General features: G+C 72.9%; 21 protein-coding genes. 10 read left to right on the forward strand and 11 right to left on the reverse strand.

From position 1 onward, the window contains the following. Positions 1 to 64 precede the first annotated feature (64 nt). From RKD23_RS16750 to RKD23_RS16760, 3 genes are all read right to left on the reverse strand, one after another. Positions 65 to 670 (reverse strand): TetR family transcriptional regulator, encoded by a 606-nt coding sequence (locus tag RKD23_RS16750; RefSeq protein ID WP_424854390.1) that lies wholly within the window; start codon positions 668 to 670, stop codon positions 65 to 67. Then, positions 667 to 1491, reverse strand: a complete 825-nt coding sequence (locus RKD23_RS16755; protein ID WP_424854391.1) for a sugar phosphate isomerase/epimerase family protein — start codon at positions 1489 to 1491, stop codon at positions 667 to 669. The genes RKD23_RS16750 and RKD23_RS16755 overlap by 4 nt, the downstream gene beginning before the upstream one ends. Before the next feature lie 113 nt (positions 1492 to 1604). Beyond that, positions 1605 to 2534 carry a Ppx/GppA family phosphatase gene (locus RKD23_RS16760; protein WP_424854392.1) on the reverse strand — a complete coding sequence of 310 codons (930 nt, stop codon included), beginning with the start codon at positions 2532 to 2534 and terminating at the stop codon, positions 1605 to 1607. 95 nt (positions 2535 to 2629) lie between these two features. Between RKD23_RS16760 and RKD23_RS16765 the strand changes: the two genes are divergently transcribed. Beyond that, the gene (locus tag RKD23_RS16765) at positions 2630 to 3475 is read left to right on the forward strand and encodes a hypothetical protein (protein WP_424854393.1); all 846 of its coding nucleotides are present in this window, start codon (positions 2630 to 2632) and stop codon (positions 3473 to 3475) included. 46 nt (positions 3476 to 3521) lie between these two features. Here RKD23_RS16765 and RKD23_RS16770 read toward each other — a convergent pair whose 3' ends face one another. Continuing rightward, on the reverse strand, positions 3522 to 5246 hold the full coding sequence (locus RKD23_RS16770) for a BACON domain-containing protein (RefSeq protein WP_424854394.1): 1725 nt from the start codon (positions 5244 to 5246) through the stop codon (positions 3522 to 3524). A gap of 297 nt (positions 5247 to 5543) precedes the next feature. Between RKD23_RS16770 and radA the strand changes: the two genes are divergently transcribed. Together radA and disA are read left to right on the forward strand one after the other, a co-directional pair. Continuing rightward, a complete protein-coding gene (gene radA / locus RKD23_RS16775) occupies positions 5544 to 6953 on the forward strand; it encodes a DNA repair protein RadA (protein ID WP_424854395.1) in 1410 nt (469 codons plus the stop codon). Positions 6954 to 7034: 81 nt separating this feature from the next. Beyond that, positions 7035 to 8159, forward strand: coding sequence for a DNA integrity scanning diadenylate cyclase DisA (gene disA / locus RKD23_RS16780; protein ID WP_404038224.1), 1125 nt, complete (start codon positions 7035 to 7037; stop codon positions 8157 to 8159). A 160-nt stretch (positions 8160 to 8319) separates the two neighbouring features. Here the strand turns inward: disA and RKD23_RS16785 are convergent, their stop codons facing one another. Continuing rightward, complete coding sequence (locus RKD23_RS16785) at positions 8320 to 9174, reverse strand: hypothetical protein (RefSeq protein WP_424854396.1); 855 nt, start codon at positions 9172 to 9174, stop codon at positions 8320 to 8322. A gap of 176 nt (positions 9175 to 9350) precedes the next feature. Between RKD23_RS16785 and RKD23_RS16790 the strand changes: the two genes are divergently transcribed. After that, positions 9351 to 9953 (forward strand): phosphatase PAP2 family protein, encoded by a 603-nt coding sequence (locus RKD23_RS16790; RefSeq protein WP_424854397.1) that lies wholly within the window; start codon positions 9351 to 9353, stop codon positions 9951 to 9953. A gap of 19 nt (positions 9954 to 9972) precedes the next feature. Here the strand turns inward: RKD23_RS16790 and RKD23_RS16795 are convergent, their stop codons facing one another. Together RKD23_RS16795 and RKD23_RS16800 are read right to left on the reverse strand one after the other, a co-directional pair. Further along, entirely contained in the window at positions 9973 to 10644 is a 672-nt protein-coding gene (locus RKD23_RS16795; RefSeq protein WP_424858256.1) for a response regulator, read from the reverse strand. After that, a complete protein-coding gene (locus RKD23_RS16800; RefSeq protein WP_424854398.1) occupies positions 10641 to 12278 on the reverse strand; it encodes a sensor histidine kinase in 1638 nt (545 codons plus the stop codon). Before RKD23_RS16800 ends, RKD23_RS16795 begins: the two co-directional genes overlap by 4 nt. A 120-nt stretch (positions 12279 to 12398) precedes the next feature. On the opposite strand from RKD23_RS16800, the gene RKD23_RS16805 reads away from it, so the two are divergent. From RKD23_RS16805 to cseB, 4 genes are all read left to right on the forward strand, one after another. Beyond that, complete coding sequence (locus tag RKD23_RS16805; RefSeq protein ID WP_424854399.1) at positions 12399 to 13388, forward strand: A/G-specific adenine glycosylase; 990 nt, start codon at positions 12399 to 12401, stop codon at positions 13386 to 13388. Between the two features lie 185 nt (positions 13389 to 13573). Further along, entirely contained in the window at positions 13574 to 14113 is a 540-nt protein-coding gene (locus RKD23_RS16810) for a SigE family RNA polymerase sigma factor (protein ID WP_399643610.1), read from the forward strand. After that, positions 14101 to 14778 (forward strand): hypothetical protein, encoded by a 678-nt coding sequence (locus tag RKD23_RS16815; RefSeq protein WP_424854400.1) that lies wholly within the window; start codon positions 14101 to 14103, stop codon positions 14776 to 14778. The genes RKD23_RS16810 and RKD23_RS16815 overlap by 13 nt, the downstream gene beginning before the upstream one ends. Before the next feature lie 12 nt (positions 14779 to 14790). Then, the gene (gene cseB / locus RKD23_RS16820; RefSeq protein ID WP_424854401.1) at positions 14791 to 15492 is read left to right on the forward strand and encodes a two-component system response regulator CseB; all 702 of its coding nucleotides are present in this window, start codon (positions 14791 to 14793) and stop codon (positions 15490 to 15492) included. Here the strand turns inward: cseB and RKD23_RS16825 are convergent. Continuing rightward, the gene (locus RKD23_RS16825) at positions 15482 to 16138 is read right to left on the reverse strand and encodes a hypothetical protein (protein WP_424854402.1); all 657 of its coding nucleotides are present in this window, start codon (positions 16136 to 16138) and stop codon (positions 15482 to 15484) included. The genes cseB and RKD23_RS16825 overlap by 11 nt on opposite strands. Before the next feature lie 58 nt (positions 16139 to 16196). Here RKD23_RS16825 and cseC point away from each other — a divergent pair, with 58 nt between their 5' ends. Then, on the forward strand, positions 16197 to 17549 hold the full coding sequence (gene cseC / locus RKD23_RS16830) for a two-component system sensor histidine kinase CseC (protein WP_424858257.1): 1353 nt from the start codon (positions 16197 to 16199) through the stop codon (positions 17547 to 17549). Between the two features lie 28 nt (positions 17550 to 17577). Here the strand turns inward: cseC and RKD23_RS16835 are convergent, their stop codons facing one another. The 3 genes from RKD23_RS16835 to RKD23_RS16845 all read right to left on the reverse strand — a co-directional run bounded on the left by RKD23_RS16835 (position 17578) and on the right by RKD23_RS16845 (position 20252). Further along, a complete protein-coding gene (locus tag RKD23_RS16835) occupies positions 17578 to 18009 on the reverse strand; it encodes a VOC family protein (protein WP_404038203.1) in 432 nt (143 codons plus the stop codon). Positions 18010 to 18071: 62 nt separating this feature from the next. After that, positions 18072 to 18506 carry a helix-turn-helix transcriptional regulator gene (locus RKD23_RS16840; RefSeq protein ID WP_424854403.1) on the reverse strand — a complete coding sequence of 145 codons (435 nt, stop codon included), beginning with the start codon at positions 18504 to 18506 and terminating at the stop codon, positions 18072 to 18074. Between the two features lie 180 nt (positions 18507 to 18686). Continuing rightward, positions 18687 to 20252, reverse strand: coding sequence for an MDR family MFS transporter (locus RKD23_RS16845; RefSeq protein WP_424854404.1), 1566 nt, complete (start codon positions 20250 to 20252; stop codon positions 18687 to 18689). A 139-nt stretch (positions 20253 to 20391) separates the two neighbouring features. Between RKD23_RS16845 and RKD23_RS16850 the strand changes: the two genes are divergently transcribed. Further along, positions 20392 to 20979, forward strand: coding sequence for a TetR/AcrR family transcriptional regulator (locus RKD23_RS16850; RefSeq protein ID WP_424854405.1), 588 nt, complete (start codon positions 20392 to 20394; stop codon positions 20977 to 20979). Positions 20980 to 20982 lie beyond the last annotated feature (3 nt).

The raw sequence follows: 20982 nt of genomic DNA on the forward strand, positions 1-20982 counted from the left end.
CGGTCATCCAGGTGTCGGGACGAAGTGTCCGGAATACGGGACAGGGATCTCAGTGCGCGCGGGTTCAGGGGCCGGTCAGGTGTCCCTGCACCACCGGGGCCAGCCGCCGGATGATCTGCTCGGGGTCCGCCGACGCCAGCGGCTCCACCTTGATCACGTACCGCAGCATCGCCGTCCCCACCAGCTGCGCCGCCGCCAGCTCGGCCCGCAGCTCGGCGTCCGGCAGGTCCAGCTGGGCTGCGACGCGGCGCAGCAGCTGGGAGGCGACCAGGCGGCGAAAGACAGCGGCCGCGGTGTCGTTGTTGACGGCGGACCGCACGATCGCCAGCAGCGGCGTACGGGTACTGGGGTTCTCCCAGATGCCGAAGACGAACCGGGTGAGCCGCTCTCCTACGCCGTCCAGGGGGCCGTCGGCGAGCGCCTCGGGGGCGTTCAGGGCGGGCGCGAAAGCGACCTCGATCGCCGACTCGAACACCTGCTCCTTGGTGCCGAAGTAATGGTGGACCAGCGCCGAGTCGACTCCGGCGGCCTTGGCGATGCCGCGTACGGACGTCTTGTCGTAGCCCCGTTCGGAGAACTCCGCGCGGGCCGCGTTCAGGATGCGGTCGCGGGTGTCCGCGGACTCGGTGCGCGGAGGCCGGCCGCGCCGCCGGGAGGCCGCCTCGGTCATCGCCTCGGCACCTTCGTCGAGGACGCCAGGTGGAGCCGGGTGAAGGCCAGCGCCTCGGCGAGGTCGGCCTCGCGCTCCGCGCTGGACATCGCGCGGCGGGTGTTGACCTCGATCACGACATGCCCGTCGAAGCGGGTGGCCGCGAGCCGCTCCAGCACCTCGGCGCAGGGCTGGGTGCCGCGGCCGGGCACGAGGTGCTCGTCCTTGGCGGAGCCGCGGCCGTCGGCGAGGTGGACGTGGCCGAGCCGGTCGCCCATGCGGTCGATCATCTGGAGCGCGTCGGTGCGGGCGGTCGCGGTGTGGCTGAGGTCGATCGTGAAGTGCCGGTAGTCGTCCTTGGTGACGTCCCAGTCGGGGGCGTACGCGAGCATCTCGCGGTCGCGGTAGCGCCAGGGGTACATGTTCTCGACCGCGAAGCGTATGTCCGTCTCGTCCGCCATCCGCCAGATCCCGGTGACGAAGTCACGGGCGTACGAACGCTGCCAGCGGAAGGGCGGGTGCACGACGACGGTGCTCGCGCCGAGCTTCTCCGCCGCCGTGCGGGCCCGCTGGAGCTTGGTCCAGGGGTCGGTGGACCACACGCGCTGGGTGATGAGCAGACAGGGGGCGTGCACGGCGAGGATCGGGACGCCGTGGTGGTCGCTGAGCCTGCGCAGGGCGTCGATGTCCTGGCTGACCGGGTCGTTCCAGACCATGACCTCGACGCCGTCGTAGCCGAGGCGTGCGGCGATCTCGAAGGCCGTCGCCGTGGACTCCGGGTAGACGGAGGCCGTCGACAGGGCGACCTTCGCGTCCGGGATGCGCACGACTGGGTTTGCCACGAGCTACAGGGTACGTGGTCGCCTACTCGCCGTTGGGGGTTCCGGTCACGTGCGGGTGCGGGCCGTATATGGCCGTTCGCGCAGTTCCCCGCGCCCCTTCGGGGGCGCTTCTCCTAGGTCGGCATGTGGTCCAGTTTGCGCAAAATCACACCCTCGCGCAGGGCCCAGGGGCAGATCTCCAGGCGTTCCACGCCGAAGAGGTCCATCGCGCCCTCGGCCACCAGGGCGCCCGCCAGGAGCTGGTTGGCGCGGCCCTCCGAGACTCCGGGGAGCTCGGCGCGCTCGGCCGCGGTCATGCCGGCCAGCCTCGGCACCCAGGCCTCCAGGGACTCGCGCTTGAGGTCTCGCTGGACGTACAGGCCGTCGGCGGAGCGGGCGGCGCCGCCCATGCGGGCGAGCTGCTTGAAGGTCTTGGAGGTGGCGACGACGTGGTCGGGGGCGCCGAAGCGGGTGAATTCGCCCACAGTACGGGCGATCTGGGCGCGGACATGGCGGCGCAGGGCCCTGACGTCGTCGGGGTCCGGCGGGTCGCCGGGGAGCCAGCCGGAGGTGAGGCGGCCCGCGCCCAGGGGCAGGGAGACGGCGGCGTCGGGTTCCTCGTCGATGCCGTAGGCGATCTCCAGGGAGCCGCCGCCGATGTCCAGGACCAGCAGCTTTCCGGCGGACCAGCCGAACCAGCGGCGGGCCGCGAGGAAGGTGAGACGGGCCTCCTCGGCGCCGGTGAGGACCTGGAGCTCGACGCCGGTCTCGGCCTTCACGCGCGCGAGGACGTCGTCGGCGTTGCTCGCCTCGCGCACCGCCGAGGTGGCGAACGGCAGCAGTTCCTCGACGCCCTTGTCCTCGGCGGCCTGGAGGGCGTCATGGACGACGGCGATCAGTTTGTCGACTCCCTCGGGGCCGATGGCTCCGGCCTCGTCGAGGAGTTGGGCCAGGCGCAGCTCCACCTTGTGCGAGTGCGCGGGCAGGGGGCGCGCGCCGGGGTGGGCATCCACCACCAGCAGATGCACCGTGTTGCTTCCCACGTCGAGGACACCGAGTCTCATGTACGGAACGCTACTGCCCGCGCGGCGGTGTTCCCTCCCCTCGGACCTCGCCGGACCGGTCCCGGCGGGGTTGCCGGGCCACTTACCCTGGACGCGTGCCAAAGACGAAAAAGGCGAAGGACGACAAGAAGGCCAAATCGACCAAGGGGCTGTCGAGCAAGGCCCTGAAGGCGGACGAGAAAGGCCTCGACTTCGCGCGCGCGTGGGTGGAGTTCCCGGATCCGGCGGACGAGGAGCAGGTCTTCCGCTGCGATCTGACATGGCTGACCTCCCGCTGGAACTGCATCTTCGGAAGCGGCTGCCAGGGCATCCAGGCGGGCCGCGCGGCCGACGGGTGCTGCTCGCTGGGCGCCCACTTCTCCGACGAGGACGACGAGAAGCGGGTCGCCGAGCATGTGGCGCGCCTCACGCCGGACATCTGGCAGCACCACGACGAGGGCACGCAACACGGCTGGGTCTCCGAGGACGACGAGGGCTCCCGCCAGACCCGCCCCTTCCAGGGCTCCTGCATCTTCCAGAACCGGCCGGGCTTCGCCGGCGGCGCGGGCTGCTCGCTGCACATCCTGGCCCTGAAGGAGGGCCGCGAGCCGCTGGAGACCAAGCCGGACGTCTGCTGGCAGCTGCCGGTGCGGCGCACGTTCGACTGGATCGACCGGCCCGACGACACGCGTGTCCTCCAGGTCTCCATCGGTGAGTACGACCGACGCGGCTGGGGTCCGGGCGGCCACGACCTGCACTGGTGGTGCACCTCGGCGACCTCGGCGCACGGCGCGGGCGACCCGGTGTACGTCTCCTACCGGGCGGAACTGACCGAGCTGATGGGCAAGGCCGGCTACGACCGGCTGGTCGAGCTGTGTGAGCAGCGGCTGGCGTCCCAGCTGCCGCTGGTGGCTCCGCATCCGGCGGACCCGGTCGACCGGCCGTCGTCCATGACCGGTTGACCGGCTTACCGTCCATGATCGGTTGACCGGCTGACCGTCGTACGTCCTACGACGTCGAGGGGCTCGGGTCGCCGCTGTCGCTGGGCGGCGGCGTCGAGCCGGGGTCGGTGGGCTCGGGGCTGGTCGGGGTCGGCTCAGGGTCGGGGGACGACGGCGGTGGCTCGCTCGGCGTCGGCGGTTCGCTGGGGGCGGAGGTCGTCGGGGTGGGCGTGGGCAGGGTCGGGGTGGGCTCGGGGGGAGCGGTGGGCTGCGGCTCGGGGTCGGACGGGGTGGGTGCGGTGCCGTAGCCCTCGATCGTGACGACGGCCCCGGCGGGCGACACGGCCACGCGCGCGTGCCAGTGGCCGGAGGGCTCGCGCAGATGGTCGACGTACACCTTGATCGTCAACGTCCGGCCGGGCCGGAGGGTTCCCGAGGACTGGCTGAGATACAGCCAGTCGACGCCGGTGGAGGCCGACCAGCGCACGGGTGCGTCCCCGGACGCGGTGAGCGTGATCAGCGTGGTGTCGCCGCTGTTGCCTGCCGTGACCTCCAGGTGCCCGGTGCCCTTCTTCCCGGCGCCGGCGACGCTGACGACCTCGACGGAGACGTCGGACCGGGCGCCGTCGCCGAAGGCCGCTCCGGGCCGGGTGCGGGCGTTGCCGGCGTTCTCGTAGCCGCCGCCCGCGGCCACCCCGTCGAGACCTCCGGCCTCGTCCGCGCGGCTGGCGGCGGCGCCCCGGCCGCCCTCCGCCTCGGCGCCGAGCGGCTCGCCCCGGTAGGCCGACCACAGGGCGATCACCGGGGCGGCCACCACTGTCGCGACCACGGTCGTCGTCACGGCACGCGCGCGGAGCCGGTCGCGCCGGGCGGCACGGTCCTTGGGGTCCATCGGGAAGCCGCGCCGGTCGAAGCGCGGGACGGCCGCGCCCCGCGCGCGCGGGTGGTGCGTCATGGCCATGTGCAGCACCGCGCGGGGCGCCTGAAGGACGGGCAGCTCCTCGGGCGTGATGCTCGCTCCCGGCCAGCGACCGGGTACGGCCCGCTCGGCCGCCCTGCGGCAGCGCGGGCAGTCGTCGACATGGCGGACCAGTTCCCGCCGCAGGGCGGTGCTCAGCACGAGCTGGTGATCACCGATGAGCCGGGACACGCTCGGGCAGGCCCCGGTCTCGACGACGGCCAGCACCGCGCGCGTGCGCTCCACCTCGCAGGCGGCGGCCGCGAGGAGCTCCCGCGCGGCGGCGAGGTCCATGCCGAGCACCGCGGCCACCTCGTGCGCCGCCAAGTGGTGCCGCACGGCCAGTTCCAGCGCCTCCCGCTGCTCCGGTGTGGTGCCCGCCGCCTCCGGCCAGGCCAGCTGCGCCAGCTCGCGCCGCCGCTGCTCCTGGACGTCCTCCGACACGGCAGGAGTCCCCGGCGGGACGGGCTGCGGCCGGGGGCCGTGCCGTCCCGCGGCGTGGGTGGCCTGACGTTTCTGCTTGGCCTCGGCCATCTTGCGCAGACACGCCCAGCGGGCCAGCGCGTACAGCCAGGCCCTGCGGTCGCCGGCCGCCTCGGGGGCGCGGGTGCCGCGCCGCTCGGCCACCGCGAGGACGTCGCCCAGGGCGGCCGTCGCGTCGTCGTGGTCGCACAGTACGGACAGGCAGTAGGTGAACAGCCCGTCCAGGTACGGCTCGTAGCGCGCGGGCGTCCGCTGCGCCAACGTACGCGCCGCACCGCGGTCACGCACCTCCCGGTGCGCCCGGTGTGCGCCGGTGGTGCGGGTCGAGGTCTCCGGGCTGCTGCTCATCACCCGTGCGACCGTAGGCGGCGGAGGGCGGGCCATTCCGGCCCCTTGAGCACATTTACTCCGTACGGGTGAAACGATCCCTCATAAGGGGACAGTAACCCCGGTGTCGGTGGCGCGATCTAGATCGAACTGGCCGGTTCTTGATGAGGGGGCCGCGGGTGGATGTGCCTGAAAGGGGCGCGGGGAACTGCGCGACCGGCCGACGACGGCCGCCAGTCGCGCACGGCGAGCAGACGAACGGCGATCAGGCGCAGCCCGACGCAGGCACCCGTTGTCAGACCCTCCGGCTACGGTTTCCCCATGGCTGCCCGTACGAAGACCACCAAGGACCGTCCGTCCTACCGCTGCACGGAGTGCGGCTGGCAGACGGCCAAGTGGCTCGGCCGCTGCCCCGAGTGCCAGGCCTGGGGCACGATCGAGGAGTACGGCGCGCCCGCGGTGCGCACGACGACGCCCGGCCGGGTCACCACCTCCGCCCTGCCCATCGGCCAGGTCGACGGCCGGCAGGCCACCGCGCGCCCCACCGGCGTGCCCGAGCTGGACCGCGTCCTCGGCGGCGGCCTCGTCCCCGGCGCGGTCGTCCTGCTCGCGGGCGAACCCGGCGTGGGCAAGTCCACCCTCCTGCTCGACGTGGCGGCGAAGTCGGCCGGCGAGGAGCACCCCACCCTGTACGTCACGGGCGAGGAGTCCGCCAGCCAGGTCCGCCTGCGGGCGGACCGCATCGGCGCGCTCGACGACCACCTCTACCTCGCCGCCGAGACGGACCTCTCGGCCGTCCTCGGCCACCTCGACGCCGTCAAGCCGTCCCTGCTGATCCTCGACTCGGTGCAGACCGTCGCGTCCCCGGAGATCGACGGCGCCCCCGGCGGCATGGCCCAGGTCCGCGAGGTGGCCGGCGCCCTGATCCGCGCGTCCAAGGAGCGCGGCATGTCCACGCTCCTGGTGGGCCATGTCACCAAGGACGGCGCGATCGCGGGGCCCCGTCTGCTGGAGCACCTGGTGGACGTCGTCCTGCACTTCGAGGGCGACCGGCACGCGCGTCTGCGGCTGGTGCGCGGTGTGAAGAACCGCTACGGGGCCACCGACGAGGTCGGCTGCTTCGAACTGCACGACGAGGGCATCACCGGACTCGCCGACCCCAGCGGCCTGTTCCTGACCCGCCGTGCGGAGCCGGTGCCGGGCACCTGCCTGACCGTCACCCTGGAGGGCCGCCGCCCCCTGGTCGCCGAGGTGCAGGCGCTCACGGTGGACTCGCAGATCCCCTCGCCCCGCCGCACCACCTCCGGCCTGGAGACCTCGCGGGTGTCGATGATGCTGGCAGTACTGGAACAAAGGGGGAGAATCAGCGCACTGGGCAAACGGGACATCTACTCCGCGACGGTCGGCGGGGTGAAGCTCTCGGAGCCCGCCGCCGACCTCGCCATCGCCCTCGCCCTGGCCTCCGCCGCGAGCGACACCCCGCTGCCCAAGAACCTCGTCGCGATCGGCGAGGTCGGCCTCGCGGGCGAGGTGAGACGCGTCACCGGCGTCCAGCGCAGGCTCGCCGAGGCACACCGCCTCGGCTTCACGCACGCGCTGGTGCCGGGCGATCCGGGCAAGGTCCCGGCCGGTATGAAGGTGCTGGAAGTCGCGGACATAGGGGACGCCCTCAGAGTGCTGCCGCGCTCCCGTCGGCGAGAGGCCCCCCGGGAGGCGGAGGACCGCCGGTAGACTTTGCCCTGGTCTCGCCCGTCCGTACGAACAGAGTGCGCGATACGGGAGCGCCCCAGAACCTGCGACCGGAGGAGTGCAGTGGCAGCCAACGACCGGGCAGCAGCTCCCGGAAAGTCCGGTGGGAGTGCCGGTTCCGATGGCCTGATGCGCGCCTCCCTCAGCGCCGTGGCACCTGGCACGGCCCTGCGTGACGGCCTGGAACGGGTGCTTCGCGGCAATACCGGCGGCCTGATCGTGCTCGGCTGGGACAAGACGGTCGAGTCCATGTGCACCGGCGGTTTTGTGCTGGACGTGGAGTTCACCGCGACCCGGCTGCGCGAGCTGTGCAAGCTCGACGGCGGCATCGTGCTCTCCTCGGACCTGTCGAAGATCCTCCGGGCGGGCGTGCAGTTCGTGCCCGACGCGACGATCCCCACCGAGGAGACCGGCACCCGGCACCGTACGGCGGACCGCGTCTCCAAGCAGGTCGGCTTCCCGGTCGTGTCGGTGTCGCAGTCGATGCGGCTGGTCGCGCTGTACGTCGACGGCCAGCGCCGCGTCCTGGAGGACTCGGCGGCGATCCTGTCCCGCGCCAACCAGGCCCTGGCCACGCTGGAGCGCTACAAGCTGCGCCTGGACGAGGTCGCGGGCACCCTTTCGGCGCTGGAGATCGAGGACCTGGTGACGGTCCGCGACGTCTCCGCCGTGGCGCAGCGGCTGGAGATGGTCCGCCGTATCGCCACCGAGATCGCCGAGTACGTGGTCGAACTGGGCACCGACGGCAGACTCCTGGCCCTCCAGCTGGACGAGCTGATCGCGGGCGTGGAGCCGGAGCGCGAGCTGGTCGTCCGGGACTACGTGCCCGAGCCCACCGCCAAGCGCTCTCGCACGGTCGAGGAGGCCCTGGCCGAGCTCGACGCGCTGACCCACGCCGAGCTGCTCGAACTGTCCACGGTCGCCCGGGCGATGGGCTACACCGGCTCGCCCGAGACCCTCGACTCGGCCGTGTCGCCGCGCGGCTTCCGCCTGCTGGCGAAGGTGCCGCGGCTGCCCGGCGCCATCATCGACCGCCTCGTCGAGCACTTCGGCGGCCTGCAGAAGCTGCTCGCCGCGAGCGTGGACGACCTGCAGACGGTGGACGGCGTCGGCGAGGCCCGCGCGCGCAGCGTCCGCGAGGGCCTGTCGCGGCTGGCGGAGTCGTCGATCCTGGAGCGGTACGTCTAGCAAGGCGAACCGGGGGCGCGGGGCTGTATCGATATGCGGCTCCGCCGCGGGGGTGCGGGAAACCGCAGCGCACCCGCGCCCGCGCCCGGCCGGCAACAGCACGACCCCGAGCGATGGCCGTCAAAGCCTCAGCCGGCCTTCAGTCGACCCTTTCAGGCCTTCAGTCGGCCTTCAGCACGAACGACGTCTGCGCCTTCGCAAACCCGGAGGACCGGGCCTCGACCAGGTACGTGCCCGCTCCGGCCGACCCCGGCGGGGGCGTCCCGCACTCGGGGGCGCTCGGCTTGCGGTCCCAGCGCACGGTGTAGGTGATGCTGCTGCCCGCGGGCACCCGGTAGACCCGGCTGCCGGCGTCCTTCGGGCAGTCGGCCGACGACCAGTACGCGTCGTCGGCGGTGGCGTGAGTGATCGTCAATACCGCGCTCTTCGGCCCGAGATCGACCTTGCAGTCGCTGCCGGAGGAGTTCTTCGCGGTGATCTGGAAGGCGGGCGTCTGGTCGGGCGAGTAGGCGTTGTGCACGCTGCGCAGGCTCAACGTCACCGCGTTCGCGGTGCAGTTGGGCAGTGAGGAGCCGGGGGGCAGGGTGCTGACCGCGCCACCGCCGCTGTCTACGGCGCCGCCGGCCGACCCGGACCCGTCCGCGCCGGTACCGCTCCCGCCGGCCGAGTCCGCCGATCCGGAACCGTCCCCGGAGCCCGCGTCTGAGCCCTGCCCCGTACTCGAACCGTCCCCGGAGCCCGTCCCGTTGGAGTTGCCGCCGCCCGACTCGTCGCGTCCGCCCGGGGCTTGGCTGATCGCCGGACCGGAACCCTCGGGGCCTGGGGTGATGGTGGAGGCGGAAGGCGCGGGATTCTTGCCGTTGGTGCCGTCGGCGGTGTTCTTTCCGCCGCTGCCCGAGGTGACGATCCAGGTGATCAGGAGCGCCAACAGGGCGACCACGGACACCATGACGACCCTCCGTCGCCAGTAGATGGAGGAGGGAAGCGGCCCGACCGGATTGCGCAGAGATCCCACGGCGCAAACTGTACGAGAGATCGGCGCCGTCGCTCGCCCCACCCGCCGCTGAGAACGTCAACTTTTCCGGATCATCATCCCGGGACGGTGTACGCCCACCCCTGACGATCGTCGGGTGAGCGACCCGACGATCGCTCGGTGTGACCGTCCCGGCCCGTCGCCTACGGTCCGTGACCATGGACTCCGATGACACCGAGCTGTACCGCGACATCACCGAGTGGGCGCATGACACCCCTACGTGGGTACAGCACCTGGCCGAGGCATGGACGGAGGCGGGACTGCTGTTCTTCGGTGGGCTGTTCGCCGTCGCGTGGTGGCGGGCCCGCCGGGACACCTCCCATGCCTTCGCTATCGCGTTCCTTGCACCTCTGGCCACGGCTCTGGCGTATGTGTGCAGTGAGGTGCTCAAGTCGGCGGTCACCGAGGAGCGTCCGTGCCGTGCGGTCGCCGGCGCGGTGAGCCCGCTCGTGGCCTGTCCGCCGACCGGCGACTGGTCGTTCCCCAGCAACCACGCGACGATCGCGGGTGCCGCGGCCGTCGCCCTGGCCCTCACCCGGCGCGTCCTGCTCGCCGTGACGGCACCGCTCGCCCTGCTGATGGCGTTCTCGCGCGTGTTCGTCGGCGTCCACTATCCGCACGACGTCGCCGCCGGGCTGCTGCTCGGCGCGCTGGTCGCCGTCGTGGCGATCCGTCTGGGGACGCGCCCGGCGACCCGGCTGACGGAGGCGATGCGGGGCTCCTCCCGGCCGACGGCGACCTGGTTCGCGGGCCGCCCTTAGCGGCCTGGAGCCGCCCGGGTCACTCCTCTCCCGCCAGCCCCGCCTCGTACGCCACGATCGCCGCCTGCACCCGGTTGCGGACGCCGAGCCGTTCCAGGACGGCGCTGACGTACGCCTTCACCGTGCCCTCGACGAGGTGGAGCCGGGCGGCGATCTCGGGGTTGGACAGGCCCTGGCCGACGAGGCCGAGGACCTCGCGTTCGCGCGGGGACAGCACCGCCACGCGTGCGCGTGCGGCGGCCTCACGGCCGAGCCGGCCGCCGTCGGGCGCGCCCGCACCGAGGCCGTCGAGGAGGTCCCGGGCCACCTTCGGCGACAGGAAGGCGGCACCGGCCGCGACCGCCCGTACGCCCGCGATCAGCTCGTACGGGTCACCGGACTTGAGCAGGAAGCCGGTCGCGCCGCCGCCGAGGGCACGGGCCACATAGGCCCGTTCGGAGAAGGTGGTCAGCATGGCGACGGCGGTGCCGGGCAAGGTCCGTACGATCTCCTCCGCGGCGGCCAGGCCGTCCAGGCGGGGCATACGGATGTCGAGCAGGGCCACGTCCGGGCGGTGGGCCCGGGTCAGTTCGACCGCCTCATGGCCGTCGGCCGCCTCGGCGACCACCTCGATGCCGGCGTCGCTGGCGAGGATGGCCCGCACGCCCGCGCGCACCATCGCCTCGTCGTCGGCCAGCAGGATCCGGATCAACTCCCCCACTCCTCTTCCCTTTCCTCGTCCTCGACGGGCCCGGCGGGCTCCCGCTCACCGCCGTCCACCCGCGGTACGACGTCCTTGGCGATCAGCCGGCCGTCCGCGAAGCACAGTCTGAAGTGGTCGACGGAGGTGAGGAGTTCGCCGCTCGCACGGTAGTAGCGGCACTCGGCGCCGGGCGGCGCGTCCGGGGCGCGGTCGGCGGGCGGGTCGGCGACCGAGCGGTCGGGCAGCAGCCGGGCGACCTCGCCCTGCGGGGTGCCGAGGCGCAGGCCTGCGTAGGCGGCGGGCGGCAGGACCGAGTGCGTCTCGGTGTACGTGTACCAGGCGAAGGCCCCTCCGGTCAGGACGGCCCCGGCGGCGGCCGCCACGCCGAAGCCGAGGGCGACGCGGCGGCGGGCGCGCACGAAGGGGGCGCGGGAGGCGGGCCGGGGCGGCGCGGGGGCCGCCTCGGTGCGGGCGGGTGTGCGGGCCGCGGGGAGTCGGGCGCGGACCTGGAAGCCGTCGCCGTGCGGCCGGGCCGAGAAGGCGCCGCCCGCCTCGGTGACCGCGGCGCGCAGACCCAGCAGTCCAGATCCGCCCGAGGACGGGGAACTCTCGCGGGTGGGCCGTCCGTTGGTGATGGTGACGGTGGTACCCGCCGTCTCCCGGACCGCCGCCACCCGGACCGGGGCACCGGGTGCGTGCCGTGCCGCGTTGGTGAGGGCCTCGCGCACCACGCGGTACAGGATCCGCTCACCGACCGCATCGGCCTCTGCGGTGGGGAGCGGCTCGGGTCCGTGTGTCTCCCAGGACACCTCCAGCCCGGAGTCGGCGGCCCGTGCGAGGAGTTGTTCCAGGCTCTCGCCCGCGGGGGCCAGCGGCAGGGGTTCGTCGTCCTCGCGCAGGACGCCGATGATGCGGTGCAGTCGGTCGGTCGCGTCGGAGGCCGCCGCGCGCAGGTCGGCCGCTGCCGCGCGGTGGTGCCCGGGCAGGTCGGCGGCGACCTGGAGGGCGCCGGCGCGCAGGGCGATGAGGCTCAGTTCGTGGCCCAGGGAGTCGTGCATGTCCTGGGCGATCCGCGCCCGTTCGCGCAGCCGGGCCCGTTCCTCGGCGAGTCGCTGCTCGCTCTCCAGGCGGGCGGCGCGGACCCAGCCGGCCTCGGTCAGCTCGCGGCTCTGCCGCCAGTAGCGGCCGGCCAGCCAGGGGAACACACAACAGAACAGCAGCGTGCACATCAGCACCAGCCACTCGGGCGCCGGGTCGACCCCGAGGAGGGCGATGCGGACCGTGCCCGCACAGCCCACGGCGGCGAGCAGGGCCGCCGCCGGGCGCGTCCGGGGTGCCCGCAGCCCGAGCAGCAGGGCGAACACGCCGAGCGCCGGTGTCCAGGAGACGGTGAACAGGGCGGGCGCGGTGAGGAGGTTCAGCGCGGCCGTCGCCGCGAACGCCGCCGGTGGACTGCGCCGGGCCACACCGACAGCCACCGCGAGCACCCCGAACCCGACCGCCGACTGCCACAGCGGGCGTTCCTCGTTCAGCCCGAGCCCGTCCGCCGCCATGGCAGGCGCCGCGAGGGCGGCCCAAAGCAGCGCCGCCCGCAGCAGCTGCCCGAGTGCACCGGCCCGCAAGCGGCCCTTGACACGTTCCATCCACCCGACGCTACAAGCGGCCGGCGGGCCTGCGCCCCTGCTGATCGTCAGGTCTGCGTCCTCCCCTCGGGTGGCGGTCCTCACGGTGGCGTGCTCACGCATGGCAGGATCGGAACCGCCATGACTGCGCCCACGAAGCCCCCGCACAGCACGCCCCTCCCCCACGACAGGACCGCCGCCTCCGGTGCGACCGGGCAGGACCCCGCCTCGGGCTCCGCCCGGGGAGCGCAACCGCAGGGAGCGGAACTGCACGTCCCCGTCATCGCGTGGTTCGACCAGCACGCCCGGGACCTGCCCTGGCGGCGCCCGGAGGCAGGCGCGTGGGGGGTGATGGTCAGCGAGTTCATGCTGCAGCAGACCCCGGTGAACAGGGTCCTGCCGGTGTACGAGCAGTGGCTGGCCCGCTGGCCGCGTCCGGCCGACCTCGCCCGGGAGGCGCCCGGTGAGGCGGTGCGCGCCTGGGGCCGGCTCGGCTATCCGCGCCGGGCGCTGCGGCTGCACGGAGCCGCGGTCGCCATAACGGAGCGGCACGGCGGGGACGTACCGTCCGACCACGCCCAGTTGCTGGCGCTGCCCGGGATCGGCGAGTACACGGCGGCCGCGGTGGCGTCGTTCGCCTACGAACAGCGGCATGCGGTGCTGGACACCAATGTGCGGCGGGTGTTCGCCCGCGCGGTGACCGGGGTGCAGTACCCGCCGAACGCCACGACGGCCGCCGAGCGCCGGCTGGCCCGTGCGCTGCTGCCCGAGGACGAGCGGACCGCCGCCCGTTGGGCCGCCGCCTCGATGGAGCTGGGCGCGCTGGTGTGCACGGCGAAGAACGAGACGTGCCACCGCTGCCCGATCGCCGCGCAGTGCGCGTGGCGGCTCGCGGGCAAGCCGGAGCACGACGGTCCGCCGCGCCGGGGGCAGACGTACGCCGGGACGGACCGTCAGGTGCGCGGCAAGCTGCTCGCCGTGCTGCGGGAGGCGCACGCGCCGGTGCCACAGGCCGCGCTGGACGCCGTATGGCATGAGCCGATCCAGCGGGCCCGCGCTCTGGACGGGCTGGTGGCCGACGGGCTGGTGGAACCGCTGGCGGGCGGAATGTATCGGCTGCCGTCGGCCTGATCGGCGCCTCGACCGCCCCAAAACCGGATAACCCGGTACGGCCCCTTACCCCGCGCCTACTTCTGTTACACAACCGACGGACAGCCGAGCGCTGTCCGCAGGCTGCCTCGGACAGCCTCGTGACAACGCCTCCGTAGCTTCATGGGCAGAACAGGCACGGGGAAAAAAGCGGGAGGCGGTTGATCATGGCGCAGGGCGAGGTGCTCGAGTTCGAGGAGTACGTCCGCACCCGGCAGGACGCGCTGTTGCGCAGCGCCCGCCGGCTGGTGCCGGACCCCGTCGACGCCCAGGACCTGCTCCAGACCGCGCTGGCCCGCACCTACGGCCGCTGGGAGGGCATCGCCGACAAGCGGCTGGCGGACGCCTATCTGCGCCGCGTGATGATCAACACCCGGACCGAGTGGTGGCGGGCGCGCAAGCTGGAGGAGGTGCCGACCGAGCAGCTCCCGGAGTCCTGTGTGGACGACTCCACCGAGCAGCACGCGGACCGCGCCCTGCTGATGGACGTGCTGAAGGTGCTCGCCCCCAAGCAGCGCAGCGTGGTCGTGCTGCGACACTGGGAGCAGATGTCCACGGAGGAGACGGCCGCCGCCCTCGGCATGTCGGCCGGCACCGTCAAGAGCACGCTGCACCGGGCCCTCGCACGGCTCCGCGAGGAGCTGGAGTCCCGCGATCTCGACGCACGCGCGCTGGAGCGTGAGGAGCGGGAGCGTTGCGCGGCCTGACCGGAGCGGGACCCCTGCGGAGTCCCGGGGGGACGGCACGGAGCCGGGGCTCCCGGCGGGCGGTGAGCACGGCGACGGCCGGGTTCGCCGCCCTCGCCCTTGCCCTCTCGGCGTGTTCCACCGGCGGCACCGGGACGAGGGACGAGGGCCCGGCCCACGCCTCGGGCCTGACCGGCGCCGCGGCCTCGCCGTCGATGTCGGCCGGCACCCCGGCCCGGGTGAACGCGGTCCGGTTGGTGCAGGAGGACCCGCTGGTCTCGATGGCGGTCAAGCGCGATCTGCGCCCGTGCAACGGCGACGAGTACCCGGTCGACGTCTCCTACGGCGAGCTGACCGGCGGCACCGTCGACGACGTCGTGATCAACGTGCTGACCTGCGGGGACACCGTCGGTGTCGGCTCGTACGTGTATCGCAGGGAGGGCGGGCGCTACGAGAACGTCTTCCGGATCGAGGAGCCGCCGGTCTACGCCGAGATCGACCGCGGCGATCTGCTGGTGACCAAGCAGGTGTACGACGCCGGCGACCCGGTGACGGACCCGTCCGGCGAGGATGTCATCACCTACCGCTGGACGACCGACCGTTTCGTCGCGCGGCACCACTGGCACAACGACTACGGCACCACCGCCCGGGGCGGCGAGCCCGCCCCGGTGCCCGAGAGCAACTGACGGAGCATCCGGATGGCAGACCAGACCCACGTCCTGTTCGTGGAGGACGACGACGTCATCCGCGAGGCCACCCAGCTCGCCCTGGAGCGGGACGGCTTCGCGGTCACCGCCATGCCCGACGGCCTTTCGGGCCTGGAGGCGTTCCGGGCGCGGCGCCCGGACATCGCGCTGCTGGACGTCATGGTGCCGGGCCTGGACGGGGTCAGCCTGTGCCGCCGTATCCGGGACGAGTCCACGGTCCCGGTGATCATGCTGTCGGCGCGGGCCGACTCCATCGATGTGGTGCTGGGCCTGGAGGCGGGGGCCGACGACTACGTCACCAAGCCGTTCGACGGGGCCGTGCTGGTCGCCCGGATCCGCGCGGTGCTGCGCCGCTTCGGCCATGCGAGCGGCGGCGCGCAGGCCGAGGACGCCGACGCGGCGGTCGGCGGGGTGCTGACCTTCGGCGACCTGGAGGTCGACACCGACGGCATGGAGGTGCGCCGCGCCGGGCAGCCGGTGGGGCTCACCCCGACCGAGATGCGGCTGCTGCTGGAGTTCTCCTCGGCGCCGGGCACGGTGCTGTCCCGGGACAAGCTGCTGGAGCGCGTGTGGGACTACGGCTGGGGCGGCGACACCCGGGTCGTGGACGTCCATGTGCAGCGGCTCCGCACGAAGATCGGCCAGGACCGCATCGAGACGGTGCGCGGCTTCGGCTACAAGCTCAAGGCGTGAGCGGCCGGGAACAGGGCCCGGCCGGGTGGGGACTCCCCGCGGCCTGGGCCAAGGGGTGGGGGAAACGCGCCGGGTCGGGGGCCAGCGCCGGGTCCGGGTTCGGGTCGGGCGCCGGGTCCGGGGCCGCGTCCGAGCCCGGGGCCGGGTCCGCCGGGTCAGGGTCCGGGGCCGGGACCGGCGCCGGGTCCGCGTCCGAGTCGGGGTCCGGGGCCGGGGCCGGCTGCGGGTCGGGGACCAGCGCCGGGTCCGGGTTCGAGTCCGGGTCCGGGTCCGGGTTCGAGTCCGGGTCGGGGTTCGAGTCCGGGTCGGGGACCGGCGACGGGTCCGCGTCCGAGTCGGGGTCCGGGGCCGGGGCCGGCTGCGGGTCGGGGACCAGCGCCGGGTCCGGGTTCGAGTCCGGGTCGGGGACCGGCGCCGGGTCCGCGTTCGGGTCGGGGGCCGGGTTCGGGTCGGGGACCGGGATCGGCACCGGGTCCGCGTCCGGCACCGCGTCCGGGTACGGCACCGCGTCCAGCTCCGCGTCCAGCTCCGGGTCCTTGTCCGGGTCCTTGTCCGGTTTCGGCTCCGGCTCCAGCTCCAGCTCCAGCTCCAGCTCCAGCTCCAGCTCCAGCGAGCAGCAGTACCTCGCGCAAGACGCCGGCCGCACACCGCTGGGTCGTCGGGCCCGCCTCTGGCCGCAGGCCGACTGCACCCTGCGGGCCCGGCTGCACCGCGGGCTGGGCGGTCTGCCGGCCGGGCTCGGGCAGCGGCTGGGCGGGGACGGGCTGCGCACCGGGCTGCGCTGGAAGCTCAGCGCGGCGATCGCGCTGGTCGGCGCGCTGGTCGCGGTCGCGCTCAGCCTGGTCGTGCACAACGCCGCCCGGGTGTCGATGCTGGACAACGCCCGCGATCTGGCCGACGAGCGGGTGGAGGTCGCGCAGCGCACCTACGAGCTGACCGGCCGGCTGAACTTCCCCAACGTGGTGGTCGACGACCCGGACCTGCCCGCGCAGCTGCGGGAGAAGGTCGAGCGCGGGCGGCGGGCGACCTATGTGTCCGACGATCAGGACGGTCCGCCGGACATCTGGGCCGCGGTGCCGGCCAACGACGGCAAGGTGCTGTCCCTGCACACCGGCTTCCCCGACCGCAGCGAGGACATCCTCGACGACCTCGACCAGGCGCTGGTCATCGGCTCCATCGCGGCCGTCCTCGGCGGCAGCGCGCTCGGCGTGCTGATCGGCGCCCAGCTCTCCAGCCGGCTGCGCAAGGCGGCCTCGGCGGCGAACCGGGTCGCCACGGGCGAGACCGACGTACGGGTGCGCGAGGCGATCGGCGGGGTCGTGCGCGACGAGACCGACGATCTCGCGCGGGCGGTGGACGCGATGGCCGACGCCCTCAGGCAGCGCCTGGAGGCGGAGCGCCGGGTCACCGCGGACATCGCGCACGAGCTGCGCACCCCGGTGACCGGCCTGCTGACGGCGGCCGAGCTGCTGCCTCCGGGCCGGCCCACCGAGCTGGTCCTGGACCGGGCGAAGGCCATGCGCACCCTGGTGGAGGACGTGCTGGAGGTCGCCCGGCTGGACGGCGCCTCGGAGCGGGCCGAGCTGCAGGACATCCTGCTGGGCGAGTTCGTCGCCCGGCGGGTGGCGGCCAAGGAGCCGGACGCCGAGGTGCTGGTCGTGCACGAGTCGGAGGTCACCACCGACCCGCGCCGGCTGGAGCGTGTGCTGTTCAACCTGCTGGCCAACGCCGCCCGGCACGGCCGCCCGCCGATCCAGGTCACCGTCGAGGGCCGGGTCATCCGGGTCCGCGACCACGGGCCCGGCTTCCCTGAGGACCTGCTCGCCGACGGCCCGAGCCGCTTCCGCACCGGCAGCAAGGACCGTGCCGGGCGCGGCCACGGGCTGGGCCTGACCATCGCGGCGGGACAGGCCCGGGTGCTGGGCGCGCGGCTGACCTTCCGCAACGTACGGCCGCCGGGTGCGCCGGAGCATGTCCCGGCCGACGGGGCGGTCGCCGTGCTGTGGCTGCCGGAGCACGCGCCGACGAACACCGGCAGCTATCCGATGCTGCCCTGACGAGGCCGGCTCGGCGGGCCCGGACTCCTCAGAACTCCTTGGAGAAGTCCAGCTCCTCGCTGCGCTGGGTGAGGCTGTACCAGTTGCCGTTGTCGTCGCGGAAGATCGCCTCGACGCCGTACGGCCGTTCCTTCGGTTCCTGGAGGAATTCCACCCCGCGTGCCTTGAAGGTCTCGTAGTCGCCGCGGCAGTCGTCCGTGCGGAGCGCGCCCGCGCCGATGACGCCCTTGCTGACGAGCTTCTTCAGCGCCTCGGACGACTCGGCGTCCAGACCGGGACCGTCCAGGCTCATCAGGGCGAGCTCGACGTCCGGCTGGTCCTTGGCGCCGACCGTCACCCAGCGCATGTCGCCCATGGAGAGGTCGGTGCGGACCTCGAAGTCCAGCTTCTCGGTGAAGAACGCCTTGGTGCGCTGCTGGTCGAAGGTCCATACGGTGGTGATGCCCAGTCCGGTGATCATGGCGGTCGCTCCTCTGGATGCGGGGGCCGGTCGTTCCTCCGTCACCGTAGGCAGGGCGGCTCTCAGCACGCTTCTCCGGAATTGCGGTCCTGCCCGGCCGGGGCGCGGCGCGGGAAGCCGCCGGCCCACAGCATCGCGTAGCAGCCGGGTATCAGGGCCGCCCCTCGGCCGACATGCTTGGCGCGGTAGTCGCTCGGGGACAGCCCGGTGCGGGTCTTGAAGCGGCTGGAGAAGGTGCCGAGGCTGCTGAAGCCGACCAGGTGGCATATCTCGGTGACGCTGAGGTCGGCGGCGCGCAGCAGTTCCTCGGCGCGCTCGATCCGGCGGTGGGTGAGGTACTGGCCGGGTGTCTCGCCGTAGGCCTCCTTGAACGCGCGGACGAAGTGGTAGCGGGAGTAGCCGGCGTGCGCGGCGACCGCGTCCAGGTCGAGGGCGGGGTCGGCCCAGTCGCGGTCCATGGCGTCCTTGGCCAGCCTGAGCTGACGCAGCTTGTCCATCCGGGCCTCCTCTCCCCTGGTCGCACGACGCCCCTCACCTCGTGGGTGACGCCTCTCACCTCGTACGCCGATGGTGACACGAGGGTCTGACAACGGCCCCGCACCGACGGCCGCAGGCCCCCGGGAGCAACCTCCCAGGGGCCTGCGGAAACCCGGACCTCACCGTCGTACCGACGAATGTCAGACGGCCTCTCCGACGGGCGCCGGCGTCTCGGCGCCCTCGGTCTTCTGCGGGCCCGCCCCCTTGAGCGGCACCTCCTTGACGAACACCGACGCGGCCAGTGCGACCACGGCGACGATCGCACCGAGCAGGAACGCCCCGTGGGTGCCGGAGGACACCGCGTGCTGGTAGGCGTCGCGGGCCGCCTCGGGCAGCTTGGCGAGGCTGGCGGCGTCCAGCTGGGCGGACTGCTGGGTGACCTGGGAGCCCAGCGCGCCGGCCCGCTCGGTCATGACGTCCTGGACGCGGTGGTTGAACAGGGCGCCCATGATGGCGACGCCGAAGGAGGAGCCCAGAGTGCGGAACAGGGTGGTGGAGGAGGAGGCGACGCCCATGTCCTTCAGCTCCACGCTGTTCTGCGCGACCAGCATGGTGATCTGCATCAGGAAGCCCATGCCCGCGCCGAGGACGGCCATGTAGAGGCCGGAGGTCAGCCGCGAGGTGTCGGTGTCCATCAGGGACAGCAGGTACAGGCCGGCGATCATCAGCGCGCTTCCCGCGATGGGGAAGAGCCGGTAGCGGCCGGTGTTGGTGGTGACCCGGCCGGCGATCATCGACACGACGAGCATCGCGCCGAGCATCGGCAGGAGCAGCAGGCCGGAGTTGGTCGCGGAGGCTCCCTGCACGGACTGCTGGTAGAGCGGCAGGAAGAGGACCGCGCCGAACATCACGAAGCCGGTGATGAAGCCGATGACGGACATCAGGGTGAAGTTGCGGCTGCGGAAGATGTGCAGCGGCATGACGGGCTCGGCGGCCTTGGTCTCCCAGAACAGGAACCCGACGAGCGCGGCCACGCCGATGCCGGTCAGCTCCATGATCCGCGCGGACGTCCAGGCGTACTCGGTGCCGCCCCAGGTGGTGACCAGGACGATGGCGGTGATGCCGATGGTGAGCAGCCCGGCGCCGAGGTAGTCGATGCGGGTCTTGGCCGCCTTCTTGGGCAGGTGCAGGACCGCGCCGACGGCGGCGAGGGCGACCGCGCCGAGGGGCAGGTTGATGTAGAAGGCCCAGCGCCAGCCCCAGTGGTCGGTGATGGTGCCGCCGACGAGGGGTCCGCCGATCATGGCGAGGGCCATGACACCGGCGATGAGGCCCTGGTACTTGCCGCGCTCGCGGGGCGGCACGAGGTCGCCGATGATCGCCATGACGCCGACCATCAGACCGCCGGCGCCGAGACCCTGCACCGCGCGGAAGCCGATCAGCTGGCCCATGTCCTGGGCCATGCCGCTGAGCGCGGAGCCGGCCAGGAAGATCGCGATGGAGGTGAGGAAGGCGCCCTTGCGCCCGTACATGTCGCCGAGCTTGCCCCAGATCGGCGTCGACGCGGCGGTGGCCAGGGTGTAGGAGGTCACCACCCAGGACAGGTGCTCCAGCCCGCCGAGCTCGCCGACGATCGTGGGCATCGCGGTGCCGACGATCATGTTGTCGAGCATCGCGAGCATCATCGCGATCATCAGCGCGAGCAGCACGACCCGCACGTTCTGTGGCTTCTTCTCGGTCTTGTCTTTGATTCCTGCGTCCGCCATCGTCTTCTCCCCCAGACCTTGCTACTTACTTGCCGCCCGGCTAGTTCTTTACAGTGGGGAAAGTAGACCCCTAACTAGCCGGGCGTCAAGTAAGTTTGTCGGGCAGGCGGATTTCCGCGTGAACGCAAGGAGTACGAGGATGGGCGTCACGATGGACGGCACCAAGCAGCAGCGCCGCGGCAACACCCGCCAGCGCATCCAGGACGTAGCGCTCGAACTGTTCGCCGAGCAGGGCTACGAGAAGACCTCCCTGCGCGAGATCGCCGAGCGCCTGGAGGTGACCAAGGCGGCCCTCTACTACCACTTCAAGACGAAGGAAGAGATCGTCGTCAGCCTCTTCGCGGATCTGACGCAGCCGATCGAGGACCTCATCGAGTGGGGCAGCGCGCAGCCGTCCACCCTGGAGACCAAGCACGAGATCGTACGGCGCTACAGCGCGGCCCTGGCGGGCGCGGCGCCGCTGTTCCGCTTCATGCAGGAGAACCAGGCGACCGTACGGGACCTGCAGATCGGCGAGACCTTCAAGGACCGCATGCGCGCCCTGCGGGACATCGTCATCGACCCCGAGGCGCCCCTGGTGGACCAGGTCCGCTGTGTCAGCGCGATCTTCACGCTGCACGCCGGCATGTTCTTCCTGCAGGACCTCGAAGGCGACCCCGAGGACAAGCGCAGGGCTGTCCTGGAGGTCGCCATGGATCTGGTCACTCAGGCGCACCAGGGCGCCTGAGTC

It is taken from the genome of Streptomyces sp. SAI-170, assembly GCF_049739565.1.
In the GTDB taxonomy this organism is placed as follows: Bacteria; Actinomycetota; Actinomycetes; order Streptomycetales; family Streptomycetaceae; genus Streptomyces.

Coding starts and splice junctions, on each gene's coding strand:
- RKD23_RS16810 (WP_399643610.1), top strand. CDS start 13,574: ATGGCGCAGGGCGAGGTGCTCGAGTTCGAGGAGTACGTCCGCACCCGG.
- cseB (WP_424854401.1), top strand. CDS start 14,791: ATGGCAGACCAGACCCACGTCCTGTTCGTGGAGGACGACGACGTCATC.
- RKD23_RS16845 (WP_424854404.1), bottom strand. CDS start 20,252: ATGGCGGACGCAGGAATCAAAGACAAGACCGAGAAGAAGCCACAGAAC.
- RKD23_RS16800 (WP_424854398.1), bottom strand. CDS start 12,278: ATGGAACGTGTCAAGGGCCGCTTGCGGGCCGGTGCACTCGGGCAGCTG.
- RKD23_RS16840 (WP_424854403.1), bottom strand. CDS start 18,506: ATGGACAAGCTGCGTCAGCTCAGGCTGGCCAAGGACGCCATGGACCGC.
- radA (WP_424854395.1), top strand. CDS start 5,544: ATGGCTGCCCGTACGAAGACCACCAAGGACCGTCCGTCCTACCGCTGC.
- RKD23_RS16805 (WP_424854399.1), top strand. CDS start 12,399: ATGACTGCGCCCACGAAGCCCCCGCACAGCACGCCCCTCCCCCACGAC.
- RKD23_RS16835 (WP_404038203.1), bottom strand. CDS start 18,009: ATGATCACCGGACTGGGCATCACCACCGTATGGACCTTCGACCAGCAG.
- RKD23_RS16790 (WP_424854397.1), top strand. CDS start 9,351: ATGGACTCCGATGACACCGAGCTGTACCGCGACATCACCGAGTGGGCG.
- RKD23_RS16760 (WP_424854392.1), bottom strand. CDS start 2,534: ATGAGACTCGGTGTCCTCGACGTGGGAAGCAACACGGTGCATCTGCTG.
- RKD23_RS16750 (WP_424854390.1), bottom strand. CDS start 670: ATGACCGAGGCGGCCTCCCGGCGGCGCGGCCGGCCTCCGCGCACCGAG.
- RKD23_RS16850 (WP_424854405.1), top strand. CDS start 20,392: ATGGGCGTCACGATGGACGGCACCAAGCAGCAGCGCCGCGGCAACACC.